This window comes from Amycolatopsis thermoflava N1165, from assembly GCF_000473265.1.
In the GTDB taxonomy this organism is placed as follows: Bacteria; Actinomycetota; Actinomycetes; order Mycobacteriales; family Pseudonocardiaceae; genus Amycolatopsis_E; species Amycolatopsis_E thermoflava.
Genome location: NZ_KI421511.1, coordinates 1,891,009 through 1,909,925 on the forward strand (window position 1 = coordinate 1,891,009; position 18,917 = coordinate 1,909,925).

Genomic DNA, 18,917 nt, shown 5'->3' on the forward strand with positions numbered 1-18,917 from the left:
AAGGAGGTGCCCCATGGACACCGGACCCGATCCGTTCCCCGATCCGGACCGCGCGACGTGGTGCGCGCTCAGCGAGGTCGTCGGCGACCGCTACCGGATCTCGATCGCCACCGCACCAGGCCACTGGGCGGAATGCACCTTCCCGGCCACCGCCGACATGACCCACCCCCGGGCCGTGACCACCGCAGTCGAACGCTTCACCGGCCGCCACGTAACCACCGTGACCCCGGGCCGCCCCCAGGGCGACGGCTGCCCCAGCTTCCGGCTCACCCTAGGAGAGGAGATCAATGCCATGACCCAGACACCCGACACCGAGATCGTCGTTCGCACCTTCACCGAGAACGGCTGCATCATCACCGCCGTCATCGCCGACCCCGCCGACGCACAACAGACCCTGTACGGCACCGTCACCCGTGACGGGCTGCTGGTCGGCAGCTACTACTGCGCCGACCGCGTCTGGCAGCGCGACTGGCGCATCGTGGTCCCCGGCAACCAGCAGATCTGCCTCGGCTCCGAAAGCGAGGCGGTGTACGTGCTCACCACTGCCGGATCGGAAGGGGCGGGACAGTGACACGCGTAGAGCTGCAGCGGTTGCCCCGCAGTGTCCGCGCAGCCATCGAGAAGTTCGAGTCCCTGTTCGCGATCGGGATTTGGCGGGACTTCCCGCACGTAACCCAGGGCGAGCTTCGACTGACGTTCGAGGCCGGCTGGGATCCCGAGTCCGTGTCGCGAGCGTTCGCCAGAACATTGCTGGAGCACCAGGTCGACGGCGAGGTGTTCCTGACCTACGGCGACGAGTCCGCCCGTCACAGCGCGGGCGGTGACCACTGGTGGGTGCGCATCGTGCTGCCTGATCATCGGGAACTCAACATCGACTGGACGGCCCGCCAGTTCTACAACCTCGAGCAGCCGCACTCGCCACAGCACCAGGACCTTCCCTGCCCACTGGTCTGGCAGAGCGATCAGCCCGGCGAGTCCGTGCACCCGGTCACCGGGACGTACCTACTCCTCAGGACGGAACGGGTTGGCATCGAAGATTCGTGCGGGGACGTCCGCGATTCCCGAACCGGCTTACCCCGCGTGCTCTCCAGCAAGTGCCGCACGTGCATCTTCCGCCCGGGCAATCCGATGCACCTGGAGGACGGTTACCGCGACCGGATGGTCCACGAGGCGCTGGCGAGGGGAAGCTGGATCGTCTGCCACGACACCCTGCCCGCGACCGGCGCACCCATCGGCGCACAAGCCATCTGCCGCGGCTTTTGGGACGCGCACGGCCCGGATTCCCTCGGCTGCCGCGTCACCGCCGCTTTGGGCGGCCCCATTTATGCACCCCCGCCCACCGAGCATGCCCAACCGAACAGCTAGACGGAGCGACCGTCCACAAGAGACTTCCATGGGATTTCCATATCACGCTTGACTTCATGGGATGAAGGAAGCGTCCATAGACGTGTAGCCCGATCACACCGGCCGCGCACCGGGGGCTACACCGCCCCGGCCGGGGCATGACCCACCGCACTGATCACACACGAGTGAATCGAGGGAAGTCATGTCCAGCAAGAACCGCAACCGCCCGCCCCGCGGGACCGACCCCGCCGCCCACACGGATGCACCGGCGGGCCGCACCGACAACGAAGACAGGCTGTGGGCCGCCCTGCACGCGCATCCCCACAGCGCCGTGACTGAGCTGGCCACCCTGGCCAAGATCGGACGGTCGACCGCGCAGAAGATCCTCGCCCGATGGGCCGCCGACGGCAGCGTGACCCGTACCCCGGGGATCGCCGAGGGAGGCCGACGCGCCCCCGACTCGTGGGCGATCACCGAAGCGCCGCTCCCTGAGGTCAGCACCAGCACAGACTCGGCGGCGACCACCACCGAGTCGCACCCGCCGGCCCGCGAGGCCGCCCGGGAAAGCAGCCACGAGGCGGACAAAGAGGACGCAACGCCAGGCAGCGGCACCTCGGCGGAGGAGACCGCGCGCGGCACCAACCCGCCCCTCGACGACGGGCAGAAGGCTGACCGGCTCGCACCTGGAGCGCTACGCGGCATGGTCGAGGACTACCTGCGCGACCACCCCGACGACGAGTTCGGCCCCACAGCAATTGCCAAGGCGCTGGGAGGGAAGTCCTCCGGGGCGGTGAGCAACGCGCTGGACAAGCTGGTCCTCGACGGCACCGCCGTGCGGACCAAGGACAAGCCAAGGCGTTTCCGGCTCGCGCCTGACAACGACGCTCCGTCCCAGGCATCAATGAACTAGACAGAGCCGACCGGAAACGGGTGGTGTCCTAGCGGATCCGCTAGGACACCACCCGTTGTGGTCTTCGGATTGGACGCGATCAAGCGAGATCGATTTCCGGCCGCAGGAACCCGCTCATCATCGCCGCAGGAGACGGTCGAAGAACTCCGAGACAGTGTCGGTGATGCGACCTTTCGTGAGTTCGTAGCCGCTGAAGCGGTAGACCTCGTAACCGGATAACCGGAGATCACGATCGCCGCGGGTCGTCTCGCTGTAGATGCGCGGGCTCGGCTGGTGGTCAGCAGTCGCGTAGTGTTGCTCTCCATCCACTTCCAGCACCACTCTTCTGAGCCCGGGCAACAGCATCAGGAAGTCGATGCGTTGGTTGAGGTAAGCGTCCTCGCCTCGTTGTCGCCGGGCCACTGGGTCCCAGTGCAGCCAGACCTCTGGCAGCAGCGCATAGAGTGGGTCGCGGTCCTTCGCGTATTCGTAATACGTGGTCAGGAAAGCGCGTTGGGCTGGTGAGGCGTTGGTACAGGCCTGCACCAGCCGACGCCAGAGGTCACCCTTGGCCTGACCGGCCGGGATCTCCCGGCGATGCGACCACCACGACTCGAGATCATGCCAGGTAAGACCGCCTTGCCCCACCGGCACATCGTAGGCAAGCACCTTGTCCTCGCCAGTGAGTACCTCAATGCTTTGGTCGAGAACGTCGCTGACCCGCAGCTCGGGCTTACCATGCTGGCCGGCGAAGAGGATGAGTTGAGTCGGGCGAGGACGTGTGCCGACAGTCACGACAGCGAAATCCGGGTAGCCGTCCACGGTGCCGGACTCGATGACCTGCAAACCGGCACGGTTGAGGATCGGCAGAATCGCCGCAGCCAACTTCCGCTGTCGCGCTTCGTCTGGGTTGACAGAACTCGATAGCAGCCCCTCAAGGAACAGCACGAACCGGCGACCTCCGCCGTCCAGAGCACCGATCTCCTTAAAGAACTGAACCGTCGTCCAGTCGCCCGGGTTCCGGATCATGTGCCGGACGACTGGCTCGTAGGGATCCGTCCAGTCGAACGACCAGTTCGACGAGGGCAGCACCCAGTATCGCTTCACCAGAGCCATAAGCCCGTCGCCTTCCAGCCAGATCTCGCCGCATGCGTCCAACGCCTCGGCGACTTCACGGCGGATCCTGGCCGTGATCGGCGGCCAGTCCTCCCGTGACCAGAGAAGGTCCTCCACTCGGCTTCGCAGCTCGGGCGACAGGCCACCGCGTTCTAGGAAGCGCGCGCACACGGAGTCATATTGGCTTGGCGGGGTAGCAAGGAAAGCCTGGTCGAGCCGTTGCCTCTTGGACAGCGACTCCGCGTTTTCAACCTGCGACGGTTCCGGATGCTCCGAAGGGATTGCCAGCCCCAGTGTCGCGCCGACCATGTCCAGATCGACGTGCCGGAGGGGATGCAGCGTCGCGACGAGCTCGCGGACCAACTCTTCGGCCTCGACGTCTACCCCAACTTTGCCGGTCGGCACTTCAGTCTCCCCCCGGACAACGCACGGACACAAGATCTGGTTCAGACGATCTCACCAGTATGCTCGGGTCACTTGAAAACCCGACAAGCACACGGTTCTCACCATCACGTCATCGTGGCCCTTGGCCAACGTTGAGCTAGAACCCACCATCGGCTATGGCCAGGCTTGGGTTGGGCGAAGTTGCGGTGGCGGAGATCGGGCGGCCCGGTGCGGTTGCACCGCGGAGCATCGGCCCGGCCGGGGTCGCATATAAGACGCGCAACTTGCCCCTGTTGATCAAGGGACGGCGACGGGAAGGCGGGGGCTAGTCCGCCTGCCGTGGGCGGAGGTCGGGCCCGTTGAACTCGAACTGGCGAGCGCCGGACTCAGCCCACGCCTGGGCGAACAGGCGGCCATTATCCGTCAGCCGATAGACGTCCGCGGGGACGCCTTCCGCTACATCGTCCCGGACCCACTCGATGTAGCCGTCGGCGTTTAGGAAGCGCACGCACGGTGCCCACCTCTTCGAGTGGCTGAAGTGGGTGCCGTGGTGTTGCGCGAACAGACTTAGAATCTTGATCTCCGTACCTGTGTACCGATCATTCTCCCAGGCAAGTCGAGCCTTTAGCACGCGAAGGTCCTGGGTCGTGACGGTTCCCTTCGTGTGCTTCCGGTGACAGGTCGGACAGAGCATGATCTGATTACCGAATGAGTCGTCATGAGTCTTCGAATAGTCGACCAGGTGCGCCCGGTCGAGCTCAGTCTCACGGCACTGCGGCATGGGGCACCGGTAGCCGACCTCAAGTTTGAGATCACGCTCAAGCGCGGTCGGGATGGTAGGACGTCCGACTGACATAGTGACCAGGATATCGAGAGTCCAAGCACGGCCAAACCTCCGACACGCAGCTTCGATTGACGAGCACCGGTGGCGATCTGGACGGATCCCATGCGTCTCGGCACAACCTTACCCGCCACGTCCGCGCGTTCGGCATCGACTCACGGACAGGCCGCGGCTGTGCCCTGCTAGGCCCCGTCCGCGAACTCCCGCCGACCATTGCCGGCGAGCTGTCGGCTCTACCCCAGTACCGCCTTCATGTCGGCCGAGGTCGCTGGCAGTGGAGTGGGCGCGCTGTGGGCGCGGCTAGTTTGTCTGGCCGCCATCAGCCCGCGGGGCTCCGTTACTGCCGACGCCACCCTCAGCTCCATCGCATCGAGTACCGTGTCCGCCGCATTCGATGGCACCGCCGCGTCGGCCACCACCAGGTGCGCCGCGCCCACCGACATCGGCAGGTCGAACCACATTCTCAATACATCGAGACGTGGATGTGGTCGTAGTGGCAGCCGGTGACGTTGGCCGGATCCGGGCAGCCATACGCGTCGGATTGGTAGGGCTGCCACGTGGGGTTGTCGGCCGACCAGTACTGGCCCTGCCAGATCAGGTACCGCACGCCGAGCACGGGCTGGTGGGCGATCAGCCACTCGGTGATCCGCCACCCCTCGCTCACCGCCTGCGGATCGCCGGGTTCGAGCAGGATGTCGCACGCGCGGCCCTGCGGGTGATCGGAGCTGGGGTTCGCGGGGCGCGCCTCGTAGCAGCCGAGGCCATCGCCTGTCATCGCGCCCGCCTGCAAGGCCCGGACGAGAGCGAGCGTGCGAGGCGTGATGCGGCCGCGGCTGGTGGGGTCGGGCTCGGTGGCCTGCTCGGAGGGCCAGCTGGTGCGCAGCTGTCCAGGGGCCGTGATGGCCGTGCAGGTGACGCCGTTGAGAGCGCCCACGACCTGACGGGCGGCGTGCTCGTGCTGGGCATAGGCGTTGGGGTAGGCGGAGCGTTGCACGGCCTGCGCGGCGCCGGTGACGCTCATCTGTTGCCAGTTAGGCACGGCCAACAGGTGCTCGTAGAACTGGGCGGCGGCGTAGCTGGGGTTGAGGATCTGCGCCGGGGTGCCCCAGCCTTGCGAGGGCCGTTGCTGGAAGAGGCCGAGACTGTCCCGGTCCCCGTAGTCCAGGTTACGCAGCCGGGACTCCTGCATGGCCGCGGCGACGGCGATCACCCACCCGTACTCGGGCACTCGCATCTGCTTGCCGACGGCGACGATGGTGGCGGCGTTGGCAAGCTCTTCGGGGCCGTATCCCGCGACTCCGGTCGCGGGGCTGGCACCGGCGGGAGCACAGTCAGCACCGCCACCGCTGGTGAACAGGGAGGCGACCACACCGGCGGCGGCAGCGCCGATCAGCACCGGAATGAGCAGCACCACGACCGCCGCGACCGCCGCCGTCTTGACTGAAGCCGTCACCTGCGCCTACCGCCGTGACGGGGGCGGCATCGGCGAGGGCGGAGGCGGCACCGGACCGGGCGCGGTGTCGTCCGCAGCGACCGGTGGCGGGAGGCCGGGCCAGGCGTCGGCGAGGCCGGCGAGTGTCCGTCGGCGCAACGGCCCTCGAGGGTCGAGGGGAAGCCATACCTCGTCGGCGGGGCTCGGGTGTGCGGCGGCCGGGTCGAGCAGATCGGCCGCCGCGGTCGCGACGGGCACGGTGCACGGCTCGGCCAGCTGACCCTGGGCTCGGGCCAGCACGCGGCGGGCGTTGACCTCCCGACGCGAGTTCGGCAGCCACACCAGCACGGGGGTGGTGATGCCGCTGGCTTCCGCGAGGGCGGCATAACCGGACAGTTTCCCGGCAAGCTTCGCCAGAGGCTCGGTGCCGAAGTCAAACTCCAGGAACCACTCGATCTGCCGGTCCCCCTGCTCCCACCGGCCGTAGGCGTCGGGCCGGACGAGGTCGCCGAAGTGACGGCCGCACCGTGTCTCGGACCACCAGGCCGTCAACACGCCCTGCTCGTGGCGGGCACGGGCGACGAGGGTGGTGAACCACTCATTCACCCCGACGGTGTGTGCGAGCCGCAGGCTGTGCGCGACGGCGAAGACACGCTCGTGCCGGTAGCCCATCTCCTTGACGTCCCGGCCGTCCTCCGCCGCGAGCACCGTGGCGCCGGCCGGGGCGAGCACGTAATGCATCGGCGCTGTCCCGACGGTGACGAACGGCTGGAAGCGGTCCACCACGCCCCACAGGTAGAGCTCGCGCAGCCGCTGGCGTCCTGACCTGAAGCTGGGAAACGCGAGGGCGGTGACCTGGTGCGAGGTCAGGACCCGGTGCTCCCACAGCATGCGGGCGATCCATTTGTCCCGGGGCGTCAGCCGCACCGCCAGCGCAGCCTGGTGATCGGCCGAATTCGCGACGCGCGGGCTCGGGCGAGCGGGCTTGTGTCCGCGCAACGCTCGCTGGGGAGTCGGGTTGGTGATCAAGGTCGCCTCCAACGAGGTCCAAGTGGATGGGTTCAGCTGCGCCGGCGGGGATCAGCGCTGCGTGCGCGGGTGACTCGCTCGCTGCGGTTGGCCGGTGCCGCGCTGCCCGGCGACTTACCGCTCGGCCGCGTGGTGCTGAGCGTGGCGCGACGAGCGGCGGCGCGGATCTCGCGTGCGCGACCGGGAACCGGTGGCGGCAGCGGCAGGGTGCGAAGGGTGAACGGCTGTGCCTCCTCGCCGTTCAGGACGAGTCGGGCGGCGGCGTGGTAGGCGCCGAGGTGGGCCAGGTCGTGGTCGGAGAGCCGTGGCGCGGTGTGGCGGGCCAGCTCACGTGCGTCTTCTGGCGAGGCGTTGAAGAAAATCTTGCTGCGTGCGTTGGTCGAGATGCCTTCGCGGAGTTCGCGGGGAAGCTGGCCGAGGTGCTGGTGCGCCAGCGTCATCGAGGTTCGGAACCCGCGGGCCTCGGCGAGCATGTCCTCGATCGGATAGGGCAGGTTGAGGAAGTTGTGGCACTCGTCGATCACCAGGCTCGCGTCCCTGCGACGACGCTGAGGGATGCGCGCGCGGCCGGTGATGGCCTGCCAGGTGCGCGCCACGACCAGCGACCCGACCAACCGGGTGGTCTCCTCCCCCAACGAGCCCTTCGGGATGCGCACCAGGCAGATGCCACCGTCGAGCACCTCGCTGAGGTCGACTGTGGAGTGTCCTCCCGCGATGGCGGCGCGGACGAAGGGGCGCAGCAGGAAGGCGCGGAGCTTGTTCATCAACGGGCTGATGACCTGTGAGCGGGCCGAGTCGGTCAGCTCCTCATACCAGGACCAGAAGCTCCGCAGGACAGGATCGGTGATGCCGGCGGTGACGCGGCCGCGGAAGGCTTCGTCGGCCAGCAGTTTCGGCAGGTCCGCGAGGGTGGCGACGCCTTCCTGGGACCGGAGGGTCAGGCATGCCGCGCGCATCACGTCGTCGGTGCGCGGGCCCCAGAAGGCCGAGTAGACCCGGCGGAACACGGAGACGAGGTTGTCAACCATCAGGTCGGTTTCGCCGCCGTCGAGCGGGTTGAGGCATGGTGGGCGGGCCTTGCTGTCGGCGTCGAAGAGCACGACCCGGTCGGACGCGGAGCGGGGCAGCCGGGACAGGACGTCGGTGACGAGATCGCCCTTGGGATCGATCAGGACGGTTCCGCGACCGGCCTCGGCGTCGGCCAGGACGATCGTGCCCAGCAAGGTCGATTTGCCGGAGCCGGTCGCGCCGAGCACGTGCAGATGGTGTCGGGCGTCGGGGACTCGCAGGGCGACGGGCCGTTCGTGGCCGGTGTCGGTGACGCCGAGCGGTTTGGCTTCGGGCCCTGGTACGGCGATGCCAGGTGGGGGGCGCAATAGCCCGGGCTCCGGCGCGCTGCAGCCCGGGGATGGCCTCGTCGGTGGGGAGGTGGGCTATCGCGGCCAGCTCGGGCACCGACAGCAGGTCGCCTCGTGCCAGGAACCGGGAGTCGATGACCTGCCCGGGGCGGCGGAGGCGGTGTCGCGTGTAGTGGTTGTGCTCGGTGTAGGAGGCGAACGACGCGGCGAGGGCATGGGCGCGACCGCGGGCGACCTCTCGGGCTGCGCTGACCGCGTCGGCGTCGGCACTTGCGGGGAGGATGGTGGCGACGGCGTAGCGGACGACGGTCTCGAACTGGCTGCCGCGCTGCTTGGCGACGATGGCCCGGTTTTGTGCCGCGTACTCAAGCGAGGTTTGCGGGTCGCTGTGCAGAGCACCGGTCTTCGTGCGATGCAGTGTTGCGCGGCGGGTTCGTGGCATCCCAGGTGTGACGGCGTCCAGCAGGCGGCCGACCAGCCGCACGGAACTGCCGGTGTGGACCTGCCGGGCGGCGCGGCGGGCTCGTTGGACGCGGCGCCCGGTGACCGGGCGGGCCAGGACCTGTACGCAGGCGCGCTCGTTGCGCCCCAGTCCGACCGGCGCGCCGATGAGTGCGCGGATCGGGTCGGCCTCGAAGGCCGTGCGAATAGGCAGGGCTTCCGACCGCGCGAGCCGCAACTCGCCGCCGACCATGAGGCGCCGCTCGCCGTCGCGCGGAACAGGCAGTGGCGGCTCAGCAGGCCGCACCCGGGTGTGGGCGCCGGGCCACGCGGCCTCGACGGCACGCTCGACGAGGCCGGGTGGGATGACGCCGGGCACCCACAACCGGATCGCGACCCCTGCCTCGGAGAACACGTACTCGCAGGCAACGTGCGGTTGTCCGGTGAGTGCCTGTCGCCAGCCGGGCCGCAGGAGGCCCACGAGGTTGGACCACAGCGCGGCGCCGCCGGCTGGATCGATGGTGGGCGGGGCGAGCACGGTGACTTGACGTGCGTCGGCGACGAGTCGCTCGTGACACCGTCGCGCCCACCACCTTCGCCCGGCGAGGAGCGTCGCGACCAGCATGGTGAGCACCGGCACGGCGATCGGGCCATCATCCATGGCGAGCTCGCGGAGTCGGCTCAGCACGGCGACCAGCGCACCGCCAGGGTCGCGCAGGTAGTGCTCTAGCCAATCGATGGAAGCGGGATGTTTCTGCGCTATCCACATAGGACTCTTCTCCCTGCGATCAAGTGGCATCGAGGCTGATCTCCTCGCCCTCGACGGGCTGAGGACCGAGGTCGACGAACGCGGCAGCCTGGTCGTCGTCCTGGTCGACGAGTTCTGCCGGATCGCTGGTGATTAAGTAGTGCTCCGTCGGCGACGCCACGCTTTGGAAGGCCACGCGCTGGGTTCCGGTCGACAGCAGTCCCTGGCCGCGGTCGGCTGCGAGCAGGAACTGGCGTTCTCCGGCGGAGAGGGTGAAGGTCCGGGCGATCTCGTCGATGGCTTGCGGGGCTTGCCGAAGCAGGATCTGGGTCGCTGCGTTGGCCACGACGGCTTTGCCGAGATCGGTGCCCAAGACGTCGTCGACATCCTGGGTCGCCACCGTCAGACCGGCCCAATACTTGCGGAAGGCTTTGGCCGAACGAAACAAGAACTCGGCACCAGCCTTGTCCTGCAGCAACAGCCATGCCTCGTCCACCGCCACCATCCGCGGCCGGCGGATCGCGGGGTTCGACACTCGCCGCCAGATGACGTCGAGCGTGAGCAGCGTGCCGATCGCTTTCAGCTCGTCGGGCAGATCCCGGAGGCTGAACACCACCAGGTGTCCCTCGGGTTGAACGGTGCTGGGCCCGTCGAAGAGCTGCTTGAACGCGCCCTCGACGAACGGGTGCAGCCGCGCGGCAAGCTCGCGGCCGGCGGTGTCCTCGGAGCTCGCGAGCTGATCTCGCAGTGTGCGCAGCTCGGGTGAGGGGCGGGTCCAGGTGCGGGGATCGGCGGTGACGCCCACGCTCTGGTACGTCGCGGCGATCGCGCGGTCCAGCGCGGCCCGCTCCGCCGCCGACGGTTCACCGCCGAGGAGAACTTCGACCACGGTGTGCAGGAACAGGCTGCGCCGAACGAGCGCGTCCTTCGGTGCGGTGCGTCGTCCGTCCGGCCGCGTGTGGATAGGCAAATCGAACGGGTTGAGCCGAACTCCGGGCACGCCGAGGTGGACGGTGGTTCCCCCGACGGCGGCCGCGAGCCGGGCATACTCGTCCTCCGGATCGACAACAGCGACCTCGATCCCGCGGTACAACGAGCGCAGCAACTCGAGCTTGACCAGGTAGGACTTCCCTGCGCCGGAGCGGCCCAGGATCACGGCGTTGTGGTTGTGCATCCCGGCGCCGAACCGGTCCCAATGCACCAGCCCCTGGGAGCCGATGTTGTAGCCGTAGAGCACCCCAGCCGGTGCTGCGACCGACGTCGGATCGGGTGCGGGCAGGTCCGGGCTGGTGAACGGGAACCCGGCCGACAACGCCGCGGTGTCGAAGGTGCGGCGCATGCCGATCAGGTCCAAGCCCAGCGGCAGGGTCGACACCCACCCCTGGAGGCTGCGGTAGGTGGTGTGCTTGGCGTCCAGCAGCAGGCTGGCGCACAGCGACCGCAGTGCCGCGACTTCCTCGGCGAGCGCGCTCTGGGAGGTGGCGTGGATGGTCAGGTACAGCCCGACGCGGAACAGCTTGCCCTCACCGCGGGCGACCCGGGAGGACAGGTCGTAGGCGTCCTCGGTGGCGGCCTCGACGTGCGGGTCGAACAGCCGGCCGTGCTCGGCGGTGTGGCGTCGCCCGGCCTCCAGCTTGGCGAGCTGCTTCTTCAACCGGGCGGCGGCGGTGGCCGGGTCGATCGGCTCGACGTGCACGGAGACGTCCAAGCGACCGGGGTACGTCAGCAGCGGAGCCAGCCAGCCGGGGTGCACCTCGCGCGGGTAGCCGATGACCGCGAAGCTGGCGACCCATTCGCCGCCGACCTCCAGGTGCCGCGCCCCCACCGACAGGGCGTCCGGCGTGAATGCGGCTGCGGCCGGGGAAGCCGGTTGGCCAGGCCGACGGTGGTGGCTGCGATGGCGCATCAGAACTGCTCCCCTCGCTCGTCCTCGTAGTCCCAGTCGTCCTCGCCCCACGCGGGCTCGTCCTCTGCACGTGCATCCGCACGCCACCGGGCGGCGTCGTCATCCGCCGGGTCCGAAGCGGTAGTGATGACCTCATCCGCGCCGGCGAGCCCGGCTGATGGGGGCAAGAGGCTGTCGGGGTTGCACGCCGAGGCCAGCACCGCGGTGGCCTGCCCCGCGTCGAGCGGGGTCACCGTGATCCCGGCCGGGGACAGCAGCTCCACGACTTCGGTGAGGCGGCGAACCAGGCGCGACTCGGCCGCTCGTCGTGCGGCAGCGTCGGCCTGGCCGGGCGTCCGGTTGCGGCGGCCCTGCAGAGCGGCCAGCGCCCCGGGGCCGCCGAGTCCGTCAGGAGGGTCGGCTGCGGCGAGCGGTTCCCGCAGCACGAGCAGCACCTGCCGCCGCAGCAGATCGGACTCCTGCCCGAGCTGGACCAGGTAGTCGGCATGCTCAACCGCGGCCGCTTCCAACGCCGGGTGCGGCAGGCCACCCGCGCGCTCGCGCAGCTCGGCGATCTGAGCGGAGAGGTCGAGACGCTCGGTGCGCACCAGCACCTGGACCGGGGCGGTCAGTGAGTGCAGGTAGCGCCCGAACGAGGCGACCAGTGCCTCCTGCTCGGCCGGTGTCCGGAGCGCGAAGTTCACCGTGCTCCCGACGGCGACGACCGCCAACCCGTCCGGGCCCAGGTCCACCACGCCGGTCTCCGTGACTGCCTCAGCCGGCAGGCGCAGCGCGGACGGCGAAACGGGTTCAGCCTCGGACGCTGGCCCGCGGCGGCCGGCTCCCTGGTCCGCGTTCGCGGTGAGCCACGCGGGCGCCGGACGCACGCCTTCCGGCGCGGCGACGCGGTATCGCGGGGAGAGTCGCTGGCGGATCGCAGCGACCAGGAGCTTGTCCAGCGGGACACCATCGCGCTTGCCCAGGGCGAGCATCACCGACGCCACACCGACCGGAACCGCGAAGGCGGCGAACAGCGGGATCGGCAAGAACGCGCGCGTGGCGAGCCACACCAGGTACAGCGCCGCTCCGGCCGCAGCGAGGATGCCCAGCTGGCGCGAGGTGAGCGGTCCGAGCACGCGGTCGTGCATGTCGACGTCGGCGGGAATGCGAACGGGTTCGGTCATGACTTGCTACCTCCTGGCTTGCGCCGTCGCACGTTCGTCGGCGGTGGCGGGGTCACGCGCGGGGGCGGCGTCTTGGCGGGCTTGGGGAGGTCGAGCGGGAGTCGCAACTGCCGTCCGGCCTTCGGTGCACGTGGCTTGGGCGGTGGTGGCGGCGCGGGCTTGGGCGGCACGTGTTTCAGGCCGTCCACGGGCAGCGGGTACTGACCGGACCGAGTCGGTCGGTTGCCCTCGTAGGGGTCAAAGGGCAGCGGCGGCTGGACCACGCGCCGGCCGGTTCCGCGACGAGCAGGAGGCGGTGGCGGGCTCGGCCGGGCCACCTTGCGCAGGCCGTCCAGCGGCAGTGGGTATTGGCCGGACCGGAGCGGCCGATTGCCCTGGTAGGGGTCGAACGGCAGCTCGAGTTGTTTCCCGGTGCGCCCGCGAGGCGCCCGTCGACCGCTCGTTCCCGCAGCTCCCGTGGCCGCTGAAGGTGGCGCTGCGCGCGCAACGTCGAAGGGCAGGCGGTACTGCCCGTCGCGGCCGAGCACCGGCTTGTTCTCGGGCCAGTCATCACCCAGCGGCAGCGCCAGTTGACGACCGGGATTGCGCGGTGGTGGTTTCGGCTCCGGAGTGTTCTTCGGTTTGGGCTTGGGCCGGGTCCGGCGCAGGCCCGGCAGCGGCAACACGTACTGCCCGCCCGCGGTGGTCCTCGGCTCCGCTGAGCGCGTGGACGAGCTGCCAAGGCTGTTGCCACCGCCGGTAGCTCGGGGCCTCCGGGGCTTTCCACCGCCCCCGCCCAGAAGCCCGAACGTCTTGTAGGCGAGGAAGCCCCGGACAAGGGATCCGATCAGGCTGCGACCGCCTCCGCCGCGGATCGAGCCCAGGATCCAGAACGGGATTTTGAGCAGGATGTACATCAGCGCGAGAGCGACGAGCAGGTTGATCAGCCCGGAGGCGGTCGGCCCGAACACGGTGAATCCGCCGGGGGTGAAGAACACCTTCAACGCGGTGATCAGGGTCAGGCTTTGGCCGAGCTGGATCGCGAGGCAGCCGCCGTAGGCTTTCCACCACCAGTAGGCGATGCCCTCGGTCTGCGGCAGGGCGTGGAACATCAGCGCCAGCGGCGCGGCGACGATGAGGATGATCGTCAACGCGACTCGCACGACGTAGGTCACCAGCAGCGCGACGAGCAAACCGGCCAGGACGAGTCCGATGAAGACGATCCACATGCCGCCTTTGAGTGAGCCTATGACGAGGTTGCGCAGAGCCGCACCGGCGGCACTCGCGTCGAGCCCGCCGCCCATGATGGCGGCGACGAGGGCGTTGGCGATCTGGATGCCCTTGGTGGCCACCCACAGGCTCAACGCACCGGCCAGGAACCCCACCACGAGGCGCGGCGCGATCTCCTTGGCCGAGTGCCGGGTCTGGACCGTCTGATAGCCCATCACGACGACACCCGCGATGAGAATCAGCAGGGCGTAGGAGACGAGCAGGATCTGCCAGGAGTTGTCCCACAGCTCACCCACCCGCGGCAGCGAGTCCGGCGTCGGGGTGGTCAGCAGCGTCTTGGACAGCAGTTCGAGCAGCGGGTTGAGCGCGCTCTCGACGATGCCGCGGAAGAACCCGTCGATCACGTCGGTGATGCAGGCGCCAATGTTCGTGAGGCCGCAGTCGTCGCCCGTCTCCTCGCCCGGAACGGGCTGTTCTGCACCGGGCGCCGTGGGCGGCGTGCTAGTGCCGGGATGCGGGATGCAGCCCTCACCGGTGCACGGCGGAGCGGACGAGGTCGGCGACGACGGAAGGCACCCGTCCTGCAGCGAACCGGGGAAGCAGGTGACCGAGGTCGCCGCTCCGGTGGGAAGGGGCAGGGGCACCTCGGGCAGCGACGGTGCTGTCGCCGGCGCGGGCATGGAGCACAGCGGCAATCCGGGTTCGCATGGCTCGACAGTCGGAAGCGGCAGTGGTTGCGCGGCAGCCGACGGCGCCATCGACGAGCCGGGGTTGAGCGCAGCGACGGCAAGCGTGCCACCGAACAGAACGACGAGGCTCACCGCCAGCCCCACCAACGCCCGGCCACGAGTCAGCTTGGGTAACCGCACCTTCCGGCGTGATGGCGGAGCGGCGAGTTCCCGACCGTCCGGCGTGTTCGAGGGGCGCATCGGCTCACGCCCCCACGATGCCTTTGAGCACCTCGACGACCAGCGGGGCGAGCGCGGCCAGAACGTAGCCGATGCCGGCGGCCTTGAACGCCTCCTTCGCCTTCTCCTGCTCCCCCGGGTCGCCGCCACCGAACACGCGCCGGACACCGCCGATGGTGAGGAACACCGTCGCCAGCCCGGCGAGGATGCCCATCAGCCAGTTGCGGATATTGTTGAGAACTTCCTCCACGCTGCCCGCGAGCGCGAGCACCACGGTCTCCCCGTGAGAGATCGCACCAGAGGTCAGCAGAGCGAGCACGACGAGTTCGGCCAGCAGCAGCGCCCGGCGGCGCCAGCGGCGCCTGCGCGGCAGGCGAGGGTTTCGGGTCAGGCGCATCGCGGCTCTCCCGGAGTCGAGCCCGGCCGCCGCTGCGGCTGCTCGGGCGAAGGGGTGGTGTTCACACGGGAGGCTGGTCCCGTCCCGCACCCCTGAACTCCGGAAGACGCACCCTGGGGGGACACATGAGCGCTCGTTTTCTTGCCCGCCCGCGCGCGCAGAGCGGTTACGCCGGGTGATGGTTGGGCGTGGGTGATGGCCACCGTGTCGGCCACCCGAGTCGTGAGATCGCCGTCGCGATGGGCGGTGCCCGCGTCACGGCGAAGGTCCTCGCGGAGGTACGCGACGAGACGCCGCTCGGCCCGTTGCCGAGCCTTCTTCGCGGCTTGATACGACACGTCGCGCTCAGCCGCGGCATCGGCCAGCGGCACTCCTTCCAACCGGGTGGCGCCGATCAGCTCGGCCTCCGCTGCGGTAATCGCGCCCTCGGCCACCGCGCGGGCAAGAACGAAATCGGGGTGCCCCCACGGCGGCGGCAGCAGCGTCGAACGGAAGCCGTGACCGGATGGCACGGGGGCATCCAGCGCCTCGCGGACGCACGCGTGCCCGGCGCGGTAGGCAGCCCACCGAAGCCGGAGCATGATGCGCGGCCTGCGCAGGTCGATCGTCTCGAGCTCGGCGACGAATCCGGCGAGCACCGCCGCATGGATGTCACTGGGATCGCCGGCGAACCTCGCCGACAGGGTGGCGGCGATCGAGGTCAGCGCGGGCAGCGCGACGCCCACCGCGCCGACCGTCCAAGTGCCACCTTCGGTGCGCGCCAGCAACACCAGGTGCGCCCACACCGCGTCCCGCAACGTCTGCGGACAACGACGCCGGAGCAGCCGGTCACGCAGCTCGTTGAGCGGCACACGCCGCCGCGGCAACCCGGCGAACAACCGGCCATCGACCGCCACCGGATGGTCCCCGGTGACCAGCCACTCGAACGCCGCGCGGGCGGCGTCCAACGGCATCGCAGAACGCTCGAAACCCGAGCGCGGAACGGCATCACGTGAATTCATCAAGTGACTCCCAAACGGGCCGGAACAACGACCCGCCCAGGAGGCCACAAGAGGTGTTACCAACCGCTGACCGAAGTGGCACCGGACAAGTACTGACGACAAACGGACGATCTTCAACCCGTCACATCGAAGATCGTCTTCGACCGACCCCTGTACTCCCTCAAGATCAGATGCGCCGCCCTGTAATTGCCTTCTACCTGCACCTTTTCCACACCGGTACTAGATCGGTACCAGTTTGGTCAGCGCTCGAATCCGCCACGGCCACGGTGCCGCCGCATCTCGATGCCCCGGGATAAATCCACCTGATTACGCACCGAGCTCACTATTTGCCGGCCCGCGGATAAAGGTTCCCCAAGACGTGTCCCCGCCAAGCGGTTCTTTCGGAGTTCAGGGGTGTCATCAGCGCCACGCACAAACGGACGCGCTCGCCTTCTCCGAGGGGATACCCGTGACCACGCCCGACCGTCCCGGCCGCCGCACACCCCGCAAGCGATCCGACTCGACGCACCCGTCCTCGACCCGCGCCGGTCGACGCCGCATCAGCGACCGCAGGCCCTGGCCAACCGCCCCGACCACCACTCGGCCCAGCCCCGGCAAGCCCGCGAACACCACTCGCCGCTCGCGTTCACACGGCGTCGCTCCGATCCCAACTCCCGCGACCGTGTGGCCTGCCGGTTCGTCCGCCATCGACCTCAATGCGACATGGCCCGCGGCCCTCATCAATCGGGTCGTCACCGCGTTCAGCACGCCCGGCGCGCGGGTCGTCCTACTCCCCTGGCCGTCGCCACCGGGGCCGCGTCCGAAGCTCACACCCGTGGGTCCTGGCGGCGTCATCGACCGCGCTCCCGACGCCGATCCGGATGCCGAACTCACCGATGCGCTGCACGCCGTCGAACGCCTCGGCCGAACCGCTCACATCGAACGCGTGTCACACCCGGCGACGACCGGCACGTCGAATTCAGCACCCTCTTGGGCGGACCTGATCGGAGGCACCGATCCGACTCCGGAGCTGGTCCCTACCACCTCGGCAGTCACCGCAGACGACGACGTGACGGGGGACGAGACGAAGCACAGCAGTGGTGATGATCTGATCATTTCGAGCTTGCGGCCCGGGCTCTCCGGCGACCACTCCGCCGATCTCATCGCACTGTTCGCAGCCCGTCGGCTCCGGCTCGGCGGCATCTTCGTGGTGCTCACGCACTGTGACTGGACAACCGGCCAGCTCACCGACCCGACCGGAGCCGTTGTCGCGGCCGGACAGAACGCCGACTTGCTCTACCTCCAACACATCGTCGCCGTCCACACGCCCGTCCGGGACGGCCGATTCCGCCTCCCCGACGAGCACCCGGACCGCGTCGGCGATAGCACCCGCGCGCGGCACCGGGCGCGAGTGCGCGGGCTGCCGCTCCCGCATCACCGCATCCACTCCGACGTCCTCGTCTTCACCCAGGCCCACGACCACCGGTCACAGGTCGACGACACCTGACGCACACGCGCTGGACCCGACCTCACCCGTCATCGCCAGGAAGGCGCACCCATGACAAACGAAAGCCGTAGCCCGGCCACGTACGGCCCTGCCGACGAGCCGACGCAACCCATCCCCCGCACGCTCATCGACGCGCTCGACCACCCCGACGACGAGGCGGGTGCCCAACCGGATTCACGCGACCTCTCGGTGTGGACCACCGCGCAGGTGTCGCCCGCAACCCAACGCAAGGGCAAGTACACGCCCGAGTCGACTGCACATCCGGCCAAGATGCTGCCCGACGTCGCCCGCCACGCCATCGAGCACTACACCCGTCCGGGCGAGCTGGTGCTCGACCCGATGTGCGGCATCGGCACGACGCTCGTCGAAGCCGTGCACCTCGGCCGCCGCGCGGTCGGGGTGGAGTACGAACCCCACTGGGTCGCGGTCAGCCGATCGAATCTCGAGCTGGCACGCGAAGAGGGCATCGACCACGACGCGCGCGTCATCCAGGGCGACGCTCGCCAGCTGCTGACGCTGCTGCCGCAGGAGTACGTCGGCCAGGCCGCGCTCGTAGTGACCTCCCCGCCCTACGGGCCGTCGACCCACGGGCGCGTGGCCGTCGCACCCAGCGAAGGCATCCAGAAGTACTGGCACCGCTACGGCAGCGCCCTCGACCGTGGCAACCTCGCCAACATCGGTCACCACCGGCTGCTCGCCGGGTTCACCCGAATCCTCGCCGGCCTGCGCACCTTCCTCCGGCCCGGCGGCCACGTCGTCATCACCATCCGCCCCTGGCGCGAGCACTCCGAACTCATCGACCTGCCCGCCCAGATCCTCGCCTGCGGCCAAGCAGCCGGACTCATCCCGACCGAGCGCAACGTTGCGCTACTCGCGCGCGCCGCAGAGACCGACCTGATCGCCCGCGGCAGCTTCTTCCAACGCGACTTCATCCGAAAACAACGCGAAGCCGGACTCCCCCTGCACCTCATCGCCCACGAAGACGTCGTCGTCTTTCGCACCGCGCTCCACCACAGGGCCGCACCATTCTCCGCAACCGTGACCAAGCTGCGTTCGCGCCGGAGTCGGTCCCGCAACACCGGGCGGGCGGCATGACCAGTCGCCCTACTCTCACCGCCACGCCACAAGCGTTACGACCGCCGTCGCTCCGCGCCGGGGTTCAGAGCACGACCGTGCTCCTGTTCGCCTGCAAAGGCCCCCCGGATCGACGTCGCCAACACCTGACCCAGAACTCCGACCGTGCTGGCTATGACCGGGCGATCCGG

General features: G+C 69.2%; 15 protein-coding genes and 1 pseudogene. 5 read left to right on the forward strand and 11 right to left on the reverse strand.

Annotation, left to right across the window (positions count from 1 at the left end):
• Positions 1-13: 13 nt before the first annotated feature.
• From AMYTH_RS50235 to AMYTH_RS44425, 3 genes are all read left to right on the forward strand, one after another.
• Positions 14-571, forward strand: a complete 558-nt coding sequence (locus AMYTH_RS50235; RefSeq protein ID WP_228684679.1) for a hypothetical protein — start codon at positions 14-16, stop codon at positions 569-571.
• Positions 568-1,365 (forward strand): hypothetical protein, encoded by a 798-nt coding sequence (locus AMYTH_RS46975; RefSeq protein WP_051362608.1) that lies wholly within the window; start codon positions 568-570, stop codon positions 1,363-1,365. The genes AMYTH_RS50235 and AMYTH_RS46975 overlap by 4 nt, the downstream gene beginning before the upstream one ends.
• Before the next feature lie 181 nt (positions 1,366-1,546).
• Positions 1,547-2,254: a MarR family transcriptional regulator gene (locus AMYTH_RS44425; protein WP_051362609.1), complete on the forward strand. Its 708-nt coding sequence runs from the start codon at positions 1,547-1,549 to the stop codon at positions 2,252-2,254.
• A 117-nt stretch (positions 2,255-2,371) separates the two neighbouring features.
• Here the strand turns inward: AMYTH_RS44425 and AMYTH_RS44430 are convergent, their stop codons facing one another.
• The 11 genes and pseudogenes from AMYTH_RS44430 to AMYTH_RS0109545 all read right to left on the reverse strand — a co-directional run bounded on the left by AMYTH_RS44430 (position 2,372) and on the right by AMYTH_RS0109545 (position 16,166).
• Positions 2,372-3,754, reverse strand: coding sequence for an AbiJ-related protein (locus AMYTH_RS44430; protein WP_037322452.1), 1,383 nt, complete (start codon positions 3,752-3,754; stop codon positions 2,372-2,374).
• 304 nt (positions 3,755-4,058) lie between these two features.
• Positions 4,059-4,589: an HNH endonuclease signature motif containing protein gene (locus AMYTH_RS0109500; RefSeq protein ID WP_157360567.1), complete on the reverse strand. Its 531-nt coding sequence runs from the start codon at positions 4,587-4,589 to the stop codon at positions 4,059-4,061.
• Positions 4,590-4,807: 218 nt separating this feature from the next.
• Positions 4,808-5,035: a hypothetical protein gene (locus tag AMYTH_RS49885; protein ID WP_027930117.1), complete on the reverse strand. Its 228-nt coding sequence runs from the start codon at positions 5,033-5,035 to the stop codon at positions 4,808-4,810.
• 2 nt (positions 5,036-5,037) lie between these two features.
• The gene (locus AMYTH_RS0109510; RefSeq protein ID WP_027930118.1) at positions 5,038-6,027 is read right to left on the reverse strand and encodes a hypothetical protein; all 990 of its coding nucleotides are present in this window, start codon (positions 6,025-6,027) and stop codon (positions 5,038-5,040) included.
• A 6-nt stretch (positions 6,028-6,033) separates the two neighbouring features.
• On the reverse strand, positions 6,034-7,035 hold the full coding sequence (locus AMYTH_RS0109515; RefSeq protein WP_027930119.1) for a replication-relaxation family protein: 1,002 nt from the start codon (positions 7,033-7,035) through the stop codon (positions 6,034-6,036).
• Between the two features lie 32 nt (positions 7,036-7,067).
• Positions 7,068-9,603 (reverse strand): annotated as a pseudogene (locus AMYTH_RS44435) (type IV secretory system conjugative DNA transfer family protein).
• Between the two features lie 19 nt (positions 9,604-9,622).
• Positions 9,623-11,488, reverse strand: coding sequence for a VirB4 family type IV secretion system protein (locus tag AMYTH_RS0109525; RefSeq protein WP_027930120.1), 1,866 nt, complete (start codon positions 11,486-11,488; stop codon positions 9,623-9,625).
• Complete coding sequence (locus tag AMYTH_RS0109530; protein ID WP_027930121.1) at positions 11,488-12,651, reverse strand: PrgI family protein; 1,164 nt, start codon at positions 12,649-12,651, stop codon at positions 11,488-11,490. Before AMYTH_RS0109530 ends, AMYTH_RS0109525 begins: the two co-directional genes overlap by 1 nt.
• Positions 12,648-14,681 carry a hypothetical protein gene (locus tag AMYTH_RS0109535; protein WP_228684681.1) on the reverse strand — a complete coding sequence of 678 codons (2,034 nt, stop codon included), beginning with the start codon at positions 14,679-14,681 and terminating at the stop codon, positions 12,648-12,650. Before AMYTH_RS0109535 ends, AMYTH_RS0109530 begins: the two co-directional genes overlap by 4 nt.
• 112 nt (positions 14,682-14,793) lie before the next feature.
• Positions 14,794-15,165, reverse strand: a complete 372-nt coding sequence (locus AMYTH_RS0109540; protein ID WP_051362611.1) for a pilin — start codon at positions 15,163-15,165, stop codon at positions 14,794-14,796.
• Positions 15,156-16,166 (reverse strand): hypothetical protein, encoded by a 1,011-nt coding sequence (locus AMYTH_RS0109545; RefSeq protein ID WP_027930124.1) that lies wholly within the window; start codon positions 16,164-16,166, stop codon positions 15,156-15,158. The genes AMYTH_RS0109540 and AMYTH_RS0109545 overlap by 10 nt, the downstream gene beginning before the upstream one ends.
• 814 nt (positions 16,167-16,980) lie before the next feature.
• On the opposite strand from AMYTH_RS0109545, the gene AMYTH_RS50240 reads away from it, so the two are divergent.
• Together AMYTH_RS50240 and AMYTH_RS44440 are read left to right on the forward strand one after the other, a co-directional pair.
• Positions 16,981-17,652 carry a hypothetical protein gene (locus AMYTH_RS50240; protein ID WP_228684683.1) on the forward strand — a complete coding sequence of 224 codons (672 nt, stop codon included), beginning with the start codon at positions 16,981-16,983 and terminating at the stop codon, positions 17,650-17,652.
• A gap of 51 nt (positions 17,653-17,703) precedes the next feature.
• Positions 17,704-18,747, forward strand: coding sequence for a TRM11 family SAM-dependent methyltransferase (locus AMYTH_RS44440; RefSeq protein WP_051362612.1), 1,044 nt, complete (start codon positions 17,704-17,706; stop codon positions 18,745-18,747).
• The last annotated feature ends 170 nt before the right edge of the window (positions 18,748-18,917 follow it).